12 protein-coding genes and 1 tRNA gene are annotated in these 12,229 nt (G+C 64.1%); 4 read left to right on the top strand and 9 right to left on the bottom strand.

The features are described from left to right. Window position 1 precedes the first annotated feature (1 nt). The 4 genes from AAFG16_RS43935 to AAFG16_RS43920 form a co-directional block, all read right to left on the bottom strand. Window positions 2-1,183 carry a serine hydrolase gene (locus AAFG16_RS43935; protein WP_342735279.1) on the bottom strand — a complete coding sequence of 394 codons (1,182 nt, stop codon included), beginning with the start codon at window positions 1,181-1,183 and terminating at the stop codon, window positions 2-4. A gap of 22 nt (window positions 1,184-1,205) precedes the next feature. Continuing rightward, the gene (locus AAFG16_RS43930; protein WP_283082385.1) at window positions 1,206-1,817 is read right to left on the bottom strand and encodes a glutathione S-transferase family protein; all 612 of its coding nucleotides are present in this window, start codon (window positions 1,815-1,817) and stop codon (window positions 1,206-1,208) included. Window positions 1,818-1,962: 145 nt separating this feature from the next. Then, the gene (locus AAFG16_RS43925; protein WP_342735277.1) at window positions 1,963-2,805 is read right to left on the bottom strand and encodes a fumarylacetoacetate hydrolase family protein; all 843 of its coding nucleotides are present in this window, start codon (window positions 2,803-2,805) and stop codon (window positions 1,963-1,965) included. A 225-nt stretch (window positions 2,806-3,030) separates the two neighbouring features. Next, the gene (locus AAFG16_RS43920; RefSeq protein WP_283082383.1) at window positions 3,031-3,882 is read right to left on the bottom strand and encodes an MBL fold metallo-hydrolase; all 852 of its coding nucleotides are present in this window, start codon (window positions 3,880-3,882) and stop codon (window positions 3,031-3,033) included. 132 nt (window positions 3,883-4,014) lie between these two features. Here AAFG16_RS43920 and AAFG16_RS43915 point away from each other — a divergent pair, with 132 nt between their 5' ends. Further along, on the top strand, window positions 4,015-4,524 hold the full coding sequence (locus AAFG16_RS43915; RefSeq protein WP_342735275.1) for a DUF3775 domain-containing protein: 510 nt from the start codon (window positions 4,015-4,017) through the stop codon (window positions 4,522-4,524). A gap of 140 nt (window positions 4,525-4,664) precedes the next feature. On the opposite strand, the gene AAFG16_RS43910 is transcribed toward AAFG16_RS43915, so the two are convergent. Beyond that, complete coding sequence (locus AAFG16_RS43910) at window positions 4,665-5,447, bottom strand: SDR family oxidoreductase (protein ID WP_200496429.1); 783 nt, start codon at window positions 5,445-5,447, stop codon at window positions 4,665-4,667. 116 nt (window positions 5,448-5,563) lie between these two features. Continuing rightward, window positions 5,564-6,076: a CvpA family protein gene (locus tag AAFG16_RS43905; RefSeq protein WP_283082381.1), complete on the bottom strand. Its 513-nt coding sequence runs from the start codon at window positions 6,074-6,076 to the stop codon at window positions 5,564-5,566. 120 nt (window positions 6,077-6,196) lie between these two features. Here AAFG16_RS43905 and AAFG16_RS43900 point away from each other — a divergent pair, with 120 nt between their 5' ends. Then, window positions 6,197-6,958, top strand: a complete 762-nt coding sequence (locus tag AAFG16_RS43900; RefSeq protein ID WP_283082380.1) for an SDR family NAD(P)-dependent oxidoreductase — start codon at window positions 6,197-6,199, stop codon at window positions 6,956-6,958. Between the two features lie 202 nt (window positions 6,959-7,160). Here AAFG16_RS43900 and AAFG16_RS43895 read toward each other — a convergent pair whose 3' ends face one another. Continuing rightward, window positions 7,161-8,753: a choline dehydrogenase gene (locus tag AAFG16_RS43895; RefSeq protein ID WP_283082379.1), complete on the bottom strand. Its 1,593-nt coding sequence runs from the start codon at window positions 8,751-8,753 to the stop codon at window positions 7,161-7,163. Window positions 8,754-9,182: 429 nt separating this feature from the next. Between AAFG16_RS43895 and AAFG16_RS43890 the strand changes: the two genes are divergently transcribed. Next, window positions 9,183-9,259: transfer RNA gene (locus tag AAFG16_RS43890), tRNA-Met, on the top strand. Between the two features lie 113 nt (window positions 9,260-9,372). Here AAFG16_RS43890 and AAFG16_RS43885 read toward each other — a convergent pair. Together AAFG16_RS43885 and AAFG16_RS43880 are read right to left on the bottom strand one after the other, a co-directional pair. Then, entirely contained in the window at window positions 9,373-10,545 is a 1,173-nt protein-coding gene (locus tag AAFG16_RS43885; protein ID WP_342735270.1) for an MFS transporter, read from the bottom strand. Then, complete coding sequence (locus AAFG16_RS43880) at window positions 10,542-11,282, bottom strand: SDR family NAD(P)-dependent oxidoreductase (RefSeq protein WP_342735268.1); 741 nt, start codon at window positions 11,280-11,282, stop codon at window positions 10,542-10,544. Before AAFG16_RS43880 ends, AAFG16_RS43885 begins: the two co-directional genes overlap by 4 nt. A 42-nt stretch (window positions 11,283-11,324) precedes the next feature. Between AAFG16_RS43880 and AAFG16_RS43875 the strand changes: the two genes are divergently transcribed. Continuing rightward, entirely contained in the window at window positions 11,325-11,996 is a 672-nt protein-coding gene (locus AAFG16_RS43875) for a TetR/AcrR family transcriptional regulator (protein ID WP_342735266.1), read from the top strand. Window positions 11,997-12,229: the final 233 nt, after the last annotated feature.

The following is a 12,229-nucleotide window of genomic DNA, read 5'->3' as shown; positions in this document are numbered from 1 at the left end:
ATCAGTGCGCGGATGGAATGACGATATTGGTGAGGATGTCGATCGCGGCCAAGCCTTCCTTCGGCTGGCCGTATTGCGCGGCTGAAGTCATCATGACGAGATCAAGCTCGGGCACGATGAAAATGCGTTGCCCGCCCCAGCCAAAAGCTCCAACCCATTTGATTTCCTTGCCATTGGCAAGCGAGCGGCCCATCCACCATTGATAGCCGTAGAACAGCGTGCCGCCGAAATAGCCGACCGCCTGGAAGCGCGGCGTGATCGATTGTGCGATCCAGTCGGCCGAGACGATTTGCTGGCCGTTCCACCGGCCATGATTGAGCACGAGCTGGCCGATCTTCGCGGCATCGCGCGGTCGCAAGCGCAGGCCCGCGGCCGCCGCGATCTTGCCGTTCTTATAGGCCTTCCACTCGAAATCGCTGATCCCGAGCGGCTGGAACAGCATCTCGCGAGCAAATGCCTCCAACGGCTTGCCCGAGACGCGTTCGAGGATGTTGCCGAGCAGTTCAGTCCCGCCGCCATTATAGGTCCATAGCGCATCCGGCGGCTCAGCGACTGGTTTTGCGAGCACATAGCCGATCGGATCGGCTTCGAAGGTGAGATGCGGTTCGTCGTTTTTCGGATCGGTCCAGGCCCGCGCCTCGTCCCATTTGATGCCGGATGACATCGTCAGCAGATGGCGCAGCGTGATGGCGTCCCATCCCGCCTGCTTTACCGCTGCGGAGTCGGGGAAGAATTTCAGAACGGGCTCGTCGACGCCTGCGATGAGCTTGCGGTCGATCGCGATTCCAACCAGCAGCGAAGTCACGCTCTTGGATGCCGAACGCATATCGTGCTTCGTCGTTGCAGTGAATTCGTACTGGCTGTGGGACTGTCCCCAAGGCTCGTCGTAGCCGGGAAAATACTGCTCGAAGACGAGCTTGCCGTGCCTGACGACGACGACCGAATGGACGGCGGTTGCTCGCTGCTCGAGCCGTGCGGCGATGGCACAAAGCTGAGCGCCGTCCATGCCGACGCTGTCAAGCGATGCAATCTCCCAGCCATCGTCGATCGATAATGGCGATCCGCAGGCCTGATGGGTTTGTCCAGGCGACATGCTCTCGGCCCGCAGATGGGTGGCTGAGACTGACAGCGCGAGCACGAGGCTCGCACCGAGACTTGTGAGACGGGAGAGATGATCGCGCATCGTCATTCTCCCGTCTATCCCGCTATGCCGCCGGCGGCACCGAGATCTTCACGGAGGGCCGCTCCAGCATCTTCTGGTGGAAAGCGTCGAGTTTCGGATAGGCCTTGCGCCAGCCGCAATCGGCGAAGCGGAAATCGGCATAGCCAAGCACGCAGACGAGGCCGATCTGCGAGATGTCGAACGGGCCGTTCAAAACCTCGGGCATGTTCTCGAAGCGCGCCATGCCGGTCCAGGCCCGGTTCCAGTGGTCATCCGACCAGGCCTGCCATTGCAGGCCCTGCGGCCGCACCATCTTCTCGTAGCGGCACAGCAGCATGGAATCGAGCATGCCGTTGATCAGCGAGTGATTGGTCTTGGCCTTCCAGCGCCGCGGGCCGTAATCCGGGATCAGGCTGCCGCCGGCCATCTCGTTGAGATATTCGACGATGACGTAGGAATCCAGGATGACGTCGCCGTCATTGGTGATCAGCACCGGCAGCTTCTTCAACGGCGTGATGCGCGAATAGTCCTCATTGGCCGTGCCCGGCGCCACGGTTGCGGGCATCAGCTCGATCTTGTCGATCAGGCCAAGCTCGATCGCGGCGATGCGCACCTTGCGGGCGAAGGGCGAGGCGGCGGAGAAGGAGAGTTTCATTTCAGATATCCGTCAAATGAACCGGTTTGGCTTGTCATCGCGAGGAGCGAAGCGACGAAGCAATCCAGGCTGTCTCTGAAGGACGATCTCTGGATTGCTTCGCTTTGCTCGCAATGACGGTGTGGCGACGGTGTGGATCGCGACCTTACGCCGCGATGATCTCCTGGCGTTGCTCGCCGAGGCCTTCGATGCCGAGCGTGACGACGTCGCCGACATTGAGGAAGGTCGGCGGCTTCATGCCGAGGCCGACGCCGGGCGGGGTGCCCGTGGTGATGATGTCGCCCGGCAGCAGCGTCATGAACTGCGAGACATAGGACACGCACTTGGCCATCGAGAAGATCATGGTCGCGGTCGAGCCGGTCTGGCGGCGCTGGCCGTTGACGTCGAGCCACATCGACAGGTTCTGCACGTCCTTGATCTCGTCCTTGGTGGCGAGCCACGGCCCGAGCGGGCCGAACGTGTCGTGCGACTTGCCCTTGGTCCACTGTCCCAGGCGCTCGGTCTGGAAGTTGCGCTCGGAGACGTCGTTGCAGACGCAATAGCCGGCGACGTAGTTCAGCGCATCGGCTTCCGAGACGTATTTGGCGCGAGTGCCGATGATGGCGGCGATCTCGACCTCCCAGTCGAGCTTGGTCGAACCGCGCGGCTTTTCGACCGCGTCGTTCGGGCCGGACAGCGAGGTGTTGGCCTTCATGAAGATGATCGGCTCGGTCGGGATCGCAGCGCCGGTTTCCTTGGCGTGGTCGCTGTAGTTGAGGCCGATGGCGACGAATTTCGAGATGCCGGTGACGGGCGAGCCGAAGCGCGGCTTGCCGGAAACGGCGGGCAGCGAGGCGGGGTCGAGGCCTGCCAGTTTCTTCAGGCTCTCCGGCGAATAGGCGTCGCCCGTGAGGTCCTTCAGATGCGCCGACAGGTCGCGCAACTGGCCGGATTTGTCGATCAGGCCGGGCTTTTCCGCACCCTTTTCGCCATAACGAACAAGCTTCATTCTCGTTTCTCCCTTGGGATGGACTGATCGGTTAAATAGCTTCATGGAACAGGGCGGCGGGAAATTCAACCGCTCAAACAGCGGTGCATTGCAGCCTTCTCAATTCGGGCGATCGTAGGGTGGGCAAGCCGCAAAGCGCCGTGCCCACGAGCTGTTTCCAGGAGCGCGGAATGGTGGGCGCGCGGAGCCTGTCATCGTTCGCGCGCCCCGGTGGCTTTGCCCACCCTACGATTGCAGCGCCACAAATCTGAACGCGTCGCCGTCGCGCTTGATGTGCCCGGCCGAAAAATGCCCGCCGATCACCAGCGTTGGGGTGTCGGCGAACCGGCTGAACAGGTTGCGGCGCGTCGCCGCCGATTGGGCGGGGTCGCTGTCGACGACCGAACACCAGTCGAGATGCGCCATCTGGCAGGGATGATGGGCGACGTCGCCGCCGAGCAACGCCTGTTCGCCGCCGGACTCGATCAGGACGCTCATGTGCCCGGGGCTGTGACCGGGGGTCGGGATCACGCTGATCTCGTCGGACAGGCGATGGTCGCCCGGGATCAGCTCGGCCCGATCCGCATCGACGATCGGCTGCACGGAATCGCCAAACACCACCGCCTTGTCCGGCTCGGTGGAATGATCGCGCCAGTACTCGTATTCGGTCTTGCCGAACAGGTAGCGCGCCTTTGGGAATGTCGGCACCCATTTGCCGTCGACCAGCTTCGTATTCCAGCCGACATGATCGACATGAAGATGCGTGCACAGCACGGTGTCGATGGTCTCGGGCGCAAAGCCCGCCGCCGTCATCGTCTGAAGGAACGGCGTGCTGCGGTTGTTCCAGGTCGGAAAGCCACGGCCCTGCTTGTCGTTGCCAAGCCCGGTGTCGACCACGATGCGGCGCGTCGGCGTTTCCACCACCAGCGAATGGATCGACATCTTCAGCCGGCCCTCGTCAGTGGCGAAATGCGGGATCAGCCAGGGCAGCTTCCGGATCTCGTCATTGGTCGCGGCCGGCAGGATGAAGCGCGTCGAGCCGACCGTCTCCATTTCCACGACCTCAGTGATTTTGACCCTGCCGATCGTCCAGTGCATGCGTTGGCCCCATGTTCTTGGTTTGCTGCCGAAAGATGCACATTTTCCCTCTCCGAGCGCAATGGATCATCTGTCGTGATGTTGCGTTATCGAGGGAACTTGGAACCACAGACGATGCGCCCGAGGTAGCCCATGCCAGAGCTTGCCATTTCCGCCGACAAGGTCGCCTTCATCATCGAGAAGGCGCGCGAATTCGACGTCAAGGAAGAGGATACCGATCCGGATTCGGGTTCGAATCCGAGCGATGACGATGCGGTCGATGTGCTCGAGGACGACGGCTCCGATCCCGTCGGCAGCGAGCTCGGCGGCTTCATCGTTGCCCTGAACGAGGACGAGCAGGTCGATCTCGTCGCGCTGACTTGGCTCGGCCGCGGCGACGGCACGATCGATGATTGGGACGATTTACGCGCGCGCGCCGTCGAAGCGCGGGGCGAGTATCGCAAGCCCCGGCACGAGACCGTGCAATATCTGCTCGGCGAGCCGATGCTGGGCGATCTGCTCGCGGACGGCCTCGATGCCTTCGGCATCGACTGGACCGATGAGCGCCTCACCGCCGATTCCTCCGATCCCAGCGAGCGGGACGAGGACGAGCCGACCAAGCAGCGGTGGCTAGTCCGGCCTCGCGGTGAGGGGAATGATTGAGATCCGACGCCGCCGCATCGTCATGGCCGGGCTTGCCCCGGCCATCCACGTCTCACTTGGCCGCACCAAGAACGTGGATGCCCGGGACAAGGCCCGGGCATGACGGTTTTTCGCGGATTGCGCGGTTAAGGCACGAAGGCCTACAGCGTTCCCGGGAATGCGCCACCGTCGAGCAGAATGTTCTGCCCCGTGATGAAGCCCGCCTTGGCGCCGCACAGGAAGGCGCAGGCATAGCCGAACTCGTCGGGCTGGCCGAAGCGGCCCGCGGGATTGAGCTTGGCGCGCTCGGCCAGGATCTGCTCCGGCGTCGTGCCGCGCTTGTCGGCTTCGGCCTTGGCGGTGCCGGTCAGGCGATCGGTTTCGAACGGGCCTGGCAACAGGCCGTTGATGGTGACGTTGTTGATCACCGTCTTGCGCGACAGGCCGGCGATGAAGCCGGTGAGGCCGGCGCGCGCGCCGTTGGAAAGGCCGAGAATGTCGATCGGCGCCTTCACCGCGGCCGAGGTGATGTTGACGATGCGGCCGAACTTGCGCGCCATCATGCCGTCGACGGTCGCCTTGATCAGCTCGATCGGCGTCAGCATGTTGGCGTCGATCGCCTTGATCCAGTCGTCGCGGGTCCAGTTGCGGAAATCGCCGGGCGGCGGGCCGCCGGCATTGTTGATGAGGATATCGGGCTCGGGGCAGGCCTTCAGCACGGCCTCGCGGCCCGCCGGCGTCGTGATGTCGCCGACGATCTCGGTGACGGTCACGTCGGGATAGGCCTTGCGGATCTCGTCGGCCGTCTTCTTCAGCGCTTCGGCGCCGCGCGCGGTCAGCGTGACGTGAACGCCGGCGTCCGCCAGCGAGATGGCGCAAGCGCGGCCGAGGCCCTTGCTGGATGCGCAGACGATGGCGCGGCGACCTTTGATCCCAAGATCCACTGTTTCACTCCCGAAAATAGCAGGCAGGTTTTGGACGGCGCACTCTAGCCAACTGCGGCGCCCCTGATAAGGGAGAGGCCCGCGTCAAAATGCATGGCGCGGGCTGCGGCGATGCACTAGATGCGACGCTCCTGCTTGAGGCGGTCGATCGCCGCGGCGGCCTCGGGCGGCAGTGATTTGAATCCCATCTGTCCGGCCGCCGAGAACAGCGGCCGCAGATGCGAGCCGGCGAGGAAGGGCGGCTGGCGGTTGGCCGGCACGATCTGGTCGAACACGAGAACCAGCGTGGTGGCGACGAGGCCGACCCGGACCGCGCCGAGCGCGGCGCCGCCGACGCGGTCGCCGATGCCGGTCTCGCCGAGTGTGTCGTTCAGCGCGACGCGGCCGATATGGCCGAGCAGCATGCCAATCACCACGAAGATGGCGAAAAACCAGATCCAGTTCTGGAGCAGCGGCGCGTTGGGATTGCCGGCGATTTGCGGCGCGATCATCGGCATCAGCGCCACCGCCATGGGCGCGGCGAGGAGATAGGCGAGGATGGTCATGGCGCTGCGCAGCAGGCCGGTCCGAAAGCCGAGGCCGACGGCGATGGCAAGCGCCGCATAGACCGCGAGATCGAAACTGTTCATCACTGCGAGCCCCTGTCTCAGGTGGAACGAATGAACGCCGAGCCGATCATTCCGGTTTCAGATCGTTAAAATCGTCGGTATTGATGGCTCCAAAGCTCAGGGAAATCGCTCGAGGACAGCATGTCAGACCTATTCGACGTCAGTAAGGAAATCATCCTCGTAACAGGCGCGAGCCAGGGGCTGGGGCGGCAGTTTGCCCGGGTGCTGGCGGCGCATGGCGCCGCGGTCGCGCTCGCGGCGCGACAGGCCGACAAGCTGAAGAGCCTGGAGGACGAGATCCGCGGCAAGGGCGGCCGCGCCGCCGCGGTCGCGCTCGACGTCACCGACACCGCATCGATCGCGAAAGCGGTGGATGCCGCAGAAGCGGCGCTCGGCCCGGTCACGGTGCTGATCAACAATGCCGGCATCGCCATCGAGAAGCTCGCGACCGAGCAGACCGAATCCGATTGGGACGCGGTGATCGGCGCCAATCTCAAGGGCGCCTATTTTCTCGCGACCGAGATCGCGCGCCGCATGATCGCGCGCAAGCAGTCAGGTAACATCGTCAACATCGCCTCCGTGCTCGGCACCGGCGTGCTCAAGGCGGTCTCGCCCTACGCGATCTCCAAGGCCGGCATCATCCAGGCGACGAAAGCGATGGCGCTGGAACTCGCCGGCCAGAACATCCGCATCAACGCGCTCGCGCCCGGCTACATCGACACCGAGATGAACCACGCCTTCTGGTCGACGCCGGCGGGCGAGCGCCTCGCCAAACGCATCCCCCAGCGCCGCGTCGGCGCCGAGTCCGATCTCGACGGCGCCATCCTGCTGCTGGCCTCGCAGGCGTCGCGGTACATGACGGGGAGTGTGGTGACGGTGGATGGCGGGTTCTTGTTGAATTGAGCTTGTCTTCGCCTCTCCCCGCGTGCGGGGAGAGGCCGGAATTTGCGAGAGCAAATTCCGGGTGAGGGGGAGTCTCCGCGAGTGCAGCTGGTTGAGACAAGCACCGCTCTATCCACATCGTCATTGCGAGCGCAGCGAAGCAATCCAGAGTCGGGATTCTGGATTGCTTCGCTGCGCTCGCAATGACGAAGAGGAGGCGATGCTACCGCCTCTCCGCACCTATCATATCCGCCGCCTTCTCCCCGATCATGATGGTCGGCGCATTGGTGTTGCCGCCGATCAGCGTCGGCATGATCGAGGCATCGACGACGCGCAAGCCTTGCACACCGTGCACCTTCAGCGTCGGATCGACCACGGCCATCGCGTCCGCGCCCATCTTGCAGGTGCCGACCGGGTGATAGACGGTGTCGACGCGATTGCGCAGGATGGCGCGGATGTCGTCGTCGGTTCGCACGTCGGACGTGAACATGTCCTTCTTCTGCAAGGCGCGCAGCGCCGGCGTCTCCATCAGCCGTCGCGTGGTCTTGAAGCCGGCGACCATCGCTTCGAGATCCCAGTCCTCGCCGAGGAAATTCGGATCGATCATTGGAGCAGCCAGCGGATCGGCGTTCTTCAGCCATACGCTGCCGCGGCTTTTCGGCCTGAGCAGGCAGACATGGCATGAGAACCCTGCCTCCTTGTGCTTCTTGCGGCCGTGATCGTCGAGCATCGCGATGACGAAGTGCAACTGGATGTCTGGCACGTCGAGGTGGCCCTGCGTCTTCAGGAAGCCGCCGCATTCGGCGAAATTCGTGGTCATCAGGCCGCGCCGCTCGCGGCGATAGCGCTGGATGGCGCGGAGCAGGGACGGCAGCCGGCCGAGCGACGAGTGAACGAAGTGCGGATAATCTGAGGCGTAGACGAATACGAAATCCGGATGGTCCTGCAGATTGCGCCCGACACCCGGCAGGTGATGGGTGACGCCGATGCCGTGCGCGCGGAGCGCCTCGCCATCGCCGATGCCCGACAGCATCAACAGCTGCGGCGACTGGAAGGCGCCGGCGGCGAGGATCACCTCGCGGCGGGCGCGCAGCTGCTTCTTTTGCTTGCCCTGCACATATTCGACGCCGACCGCGCGCTTGCCCTCGAACAAAATGCGCGTGGCATGCGCCGCCGTCTCGACCCGCAAATTCGTGCGCTTGTCGATGTGGGGCTGCAGATAGGCGCGGGCCGCGCTCCAGCGCTCGCCATTGTGCTGCGTCACCTGATAGCTGCCGAGCCCTTCATGGTCCGCTTCATTGAAGTCGTCGCGGATGCGGAACTGCGCCTCGCGCGCGGCCTGATGGAAGACCTGATGGATCGGATTGTCCGAGCGCAGCCTGTTGACATGCAGCGGGCCGCCCTTGCCGTGATACTCGCCGTCGAAATCGCGGTTGTTCTCCGCGCGCTTGAAGTAGGGCAGCACGTCCGCGTACGACCAGCCGGCATTGCCGAGCGAGGCCCAGTGGTCGTAGTCCCATTTGTGGCCGCGGATGTAGACCATGGCATTGATTGCCGAGGACCCGCCGAGGCCCTTGCCGCGCGGCTGATAGCCGATACGGCCGTTCAATCCCTTCTGCGGCACGGTATCGAAGGCCCAGTTGGCCGCGCGGTAGGGCAGAGCGAGCCCGAACGGCGTGGTGATCCGCCAAGTGTCGTTGCGCCCGCCGGCATCGAGCAGCGCCACGGATGTCGCCGCATCCTCCGACAGCCGTCCTGCCACGGTGCAGCCGCCGGAGCCCGCGCCCACGACGACGAAATCGAATGTGTCGGTCAATTGTGCTTCCCCCTTGCGAGTCTTTGTTGTTGGCCGTCATTCCGGGGCTCGCGCTGCGCGCGCCCCGGAATGACGGCAGCCTCTCCAGCCGCCCGATCCTGGTCCCATCGGGCGGGGGCAGGTCAGCGGGTGGTCTACGGCATTCGCCCCGTTATCTTGTTGCCGCAAGCTCGCCCGTTGTGGAACTTCTGGCAAGAGCGCGCCAAACCGGTCGAAAACCGGCTCACCGCGTTGTCATAAAGTCGAAAAAAACGTCCCGGCGGCCCTTTCCAAAGCCACCCCGCCTTGATACATACGCCTCGCACCCGAGGGGCTTTGCCCCGGGGTTGCCTTCCAAGGAAGCCTTTGGGACGGACGACAAGCCACGCGAACAGCGCCGGCCTTACCCCTTCGTCCCCGGGATTTTGCTGAAGGCGCGCAACGGTTTAACGCGGGGTGGAGCAGCCCGGTAGCTCGTCAGGCTCATAACCTGAAGGTCATAGGTTCAAATCCTATCCCCGCAACCAAATTCGGATTGACCGGATCCGATACGAAAATGGCCCGCGCAACGCGGGCCATTTTTGTTTTGGCGGAACGATCGTCGGGCGTTGCGGGCAGGCGCAGCAAAGGCGGGGATCGGCTATGCGCGTTCGCCTTGAACTCCCAGGAGCCCGGCGAGGCCAAGCATGACCGGGGTGAGAGCCAGACTGCCCCATCCCATCGCATTCACGCCCCAGCGCGTCACCACCCAGCCGCCGACCAACGCCCCGAGCGCGATTCCGAGATTGGCGGCCGAGATGTTCATCGCCATCGCAAATGCCGGCATGGACCGTCCGGTCAGCGTGACGCGCACCTGGCACAGCGTCACGCAGGCGGTGTGCGCCATACCCCAGATGCCGATCACGACAAGACGCAACAGGGGGGCGTCCACGAGCGAAAGCGCAAGTGCCGCAAGCGTCACCACGATGACCGCCAGTGCAGTGGCTGACAGCGGCGCCTGGTCCGCCACGCGGCCGGCCGCGGCGTTGCCGAGCAGGCCCGCGGCCCCGAATTCCAGGAGAACCAGCGCGATCTGCCAATTGGAGAAACCCGCTCGCTCCGCGAACCAGGCCGTCAGATAGGTGTAGGCCGAAAACATCGCGGCGAACACCGCGATGGACAGCATCAGGTGCGTCACGAACCGCGGTTCGCACACAAGGCGCCACGCCTGCTCCGCGCGAGGCGCGCTATTCCCGCTGATGCGCGGCAGGCCCAGTGCCACCAGTCCCGCTGCCGCCACGGCGAACACGATGAGCGCGACGAAGGATGGTGTCCATAGGCCGCCCTCGGCCAACGCGACGCCGGCGGGCAAGGCGCAGACCACGCCGACTGCAAAGCCGGTATTGGCGCGCGCCAGGGATCGGCCGCGTCGTTCCGGTGGCGACAACCGGCTGACGATCTCGGCGCCGACTCCAATGAACACCGGCAGCGCCGCGCCCTGGATCATGCGCACCGTCAGCATCGTGCCGAAGCTTGGCTGCAGCAGGACCGCGAGATTGGCTGTGGCGAACAGCAGCAGAGTGCCGATCAGGACATTCCGTGGCGACATCCGCGCCGTGGCGAGCGTCAGCGGCGGTCCGAGCAGGGAGGCTGAGAGCGCGAAGGCCCCGACCAGCCGCCCGGCTGTGGCGATCGACACACCGAAATCCCTGCTCAGGACCGGCAACAGACCCATGACGATGAACTCGGTCGCGACGACAATGGCGCTTGCCGTCGCCACGACCAGGAGCGCGAGCGGGAGTTCGCGCGCCTCGGTCGCACTGGAGTTCGTCACGCGTTGGCGCCGCCGTCAATCGTCAGGCCGGTGCCATTGATCGAGCGCGCCTGCGGTCCGGCCACGTACGCAACCAGCGCAGCAACGTCCTCGGCCTTGCCGTATTGCGGGATCGCCATGCGCGAGCGTTGCCCTTCGGCCTGCGCGCCGTTGGCTGGGTTCATGTCGGTATCGGTCGAGCCCGGGTGCACGATGTTGACGGTGATGCCGCGGCCGCCGAGATCGCGCGCGAGACCTTGCGTCCAAGCGATCAGTGCCGACTTGCTCATGGAATAAAGGCTCATGCCGGGGGCAGGCACCTGCGTCGCGAGATTGCTGCCGATCGAGATGATGCGCCCGCCATCGCCCATATGTGCGAGCGCGGCTTGCGATGCCACGACCACTGCTCGAACATTCACCGCGAGCGTCGCGTCGACGTCTTCGATGGTCATCGTCTCGATGGGGCCGCCTCTGAAGATTCCGGCATTGTTGACCAGGATGTCCAGGCCGCCGAACGCCTCCACGGCCTGATCCACCGCCGCCTTGACGGCGGCGGCATCGGCGCTGTCGGCCTTGATGGCGAGCCCCCGTCGTCCGAGTTTTTCGATCTCCGCAACCACCGCTTGCGCCCTGTCGGCCGAACGCTCGTAGGTGAAGGCAACATCGGCGCCGTCGGAGGCGAGGCGTTTGGCGATTGCAGCGCCGATCCCGCGGCTGCCGCCGGTGACCAGAGCCCGTTTTCCTCGGAGTGCGGTCATGGAGTTTCTCCTATTTATGTAACGATCGACATAAAAATAGCGATGGTTGCGCCGAACCGTCAAGTGAATTATTTTATCGATCGACACAGAAATCGAGCGGACGGAATGGAACGAGGTCGGCCCCGGAGTTTTGACAAGGAAGTCGCGCTCAAGCGCGCCATGGAGCTGTTTTGGGCCAAAGGTTATGAAGGCGCCTCGATGGCCGATCTCACCGCTGCCATGGGAATTGCCTCGCCAAGCATCTACGCCGCCTTCGGCTGCAAGGAGGAACTGTTCCGACAGGCGCTGCAATATTACGTGGCCACCGAAGGGCCCGAGATCTGGAATGGGGTCAGGCAGGCGCCCACCGCCTTTGAGGCAATCGAAAGCTTTCTCATGCAGACCGCGCGGGCCTTCACACGGCGGAGCCGGCCGCCGGGGTGCCTCGTCGTGCTGGCGGCGCTGCACGCCACTGATCAGTCGGAAATGGTGCGGCGCGAATTGATCGTGATGCGAGCCAAGACCGTTGAAGATTTACGACAGCGTCTGGCACAGGGCGTTGCATCTGGCGAGATCTCGCCTAAGGCCGATCTCGCTGCCATTGCCAGATACTATGTAACCGTCCAACAGGGCATGTCGATCCAGGCGCGCGACGGCGCTAGCCGTCGGGACCTGGAGCATATTGCGGGCGCTGCGCTCGCCGCCTGGAAGTCGCTCACCGGTGCGTCTGACTAGCTTAGCGATCAGTCAAATATCAAAACTTAGCTATCGGGTAGCGTCGCGATGACCGCTCCATATGAGGCCGAGCGCTCCTTTAGACATCATGCAAACGGCCACGATCAGCGAACGTCGCTATCGGTGGTTGCGCCTCCCCGCGACCAAGGACACAATAAGTCCTCCAAACCGTTTCGATTTCGGGGGCTTTTGCATTCTAATGCGCCCCGAACTTGCGACCGACGCTGACGCCA

This window comes from Bradyrhizobium sp. B117 (genome assembly GCF_038969555.1).
In the GTDB taxonomy this organism is placed as follows: Bacteria; Pseudomonadota; Alphaproteobacteria; order Rhizobiales; family Xanthobacteraceae; genus Bradyrhizobium.
This window is presented reverse-complemented; position numbering and strand designations above follow the sequence as displayed.

Bases quoted from the DNA above. Each gene is read 5' to 3' on its own strand.
- AAFG16_RS43915 (WP_342735275.1), top strand. From the start codon at position 4,015: ATGCCAGAGCTTGCCATTTCCGCCGACAAGGTCGCCTTCATCATCGAG.
- AAFG16_RS43900 (WP_283082380.1), top strand. From the start codon at position 6,197: ATGTCAGACCTATTCGACGTCAGTAAGGAAATCATCCTCGTAACAGGC.
- AAFG16_RS43925 (WP_342735277.1), bottom strand. From the start codon at position 2,805: ATGAAGCTTGTTCGTTATGGCGAAAAGGGTGCGGAAAAGCCCGGCCTG.
- AAFG16_RS43930 (WP_283082385.1), bottom strand. From the start codon at position 1,817: ATGAAACTCTCCTTCTCCGCCGCCTCGCCCTTCGCCCGCAAGGTGCGC.
- AAFG16_RS43880 (WP_342735268.1), bottom strand. From the start codon at position 11,282: ATGACCGCACTCCGAGGAAAACGGGCTCTGGTCACCGGCGGCAGCCGC.
- AAFG16_RS43875 (WP_342735266.1), top strand. From the start codon at position 11,325: ATGGTTGCGCCGAACCGTCAAGTGAATTATTTTATCGATCGACACAGA.
- AAFG16_RS43905 (WP_283082381.1), bottom strand. From the start codon at position 6,076: ATGAACAGTTTCGATCTCGCGGTCTATGCGGCGCTTGCCATCGCCGTC.
- AAFG16_RS43935 (WP_342735279.1), bottom strand. From the start codon at position 1,183: ATGCGCGATCATCTCTCCCGTCTCACAAGTCTCGGTGCGAGCCTCGTG.
- AAFG16_RS43920 (WP_283082383.1), bottom strand. From the start codon at position 3,882: ATGCACTGGACGATCGGCAGGGTCAAAATCACTGAGGTCGTGGAAATG.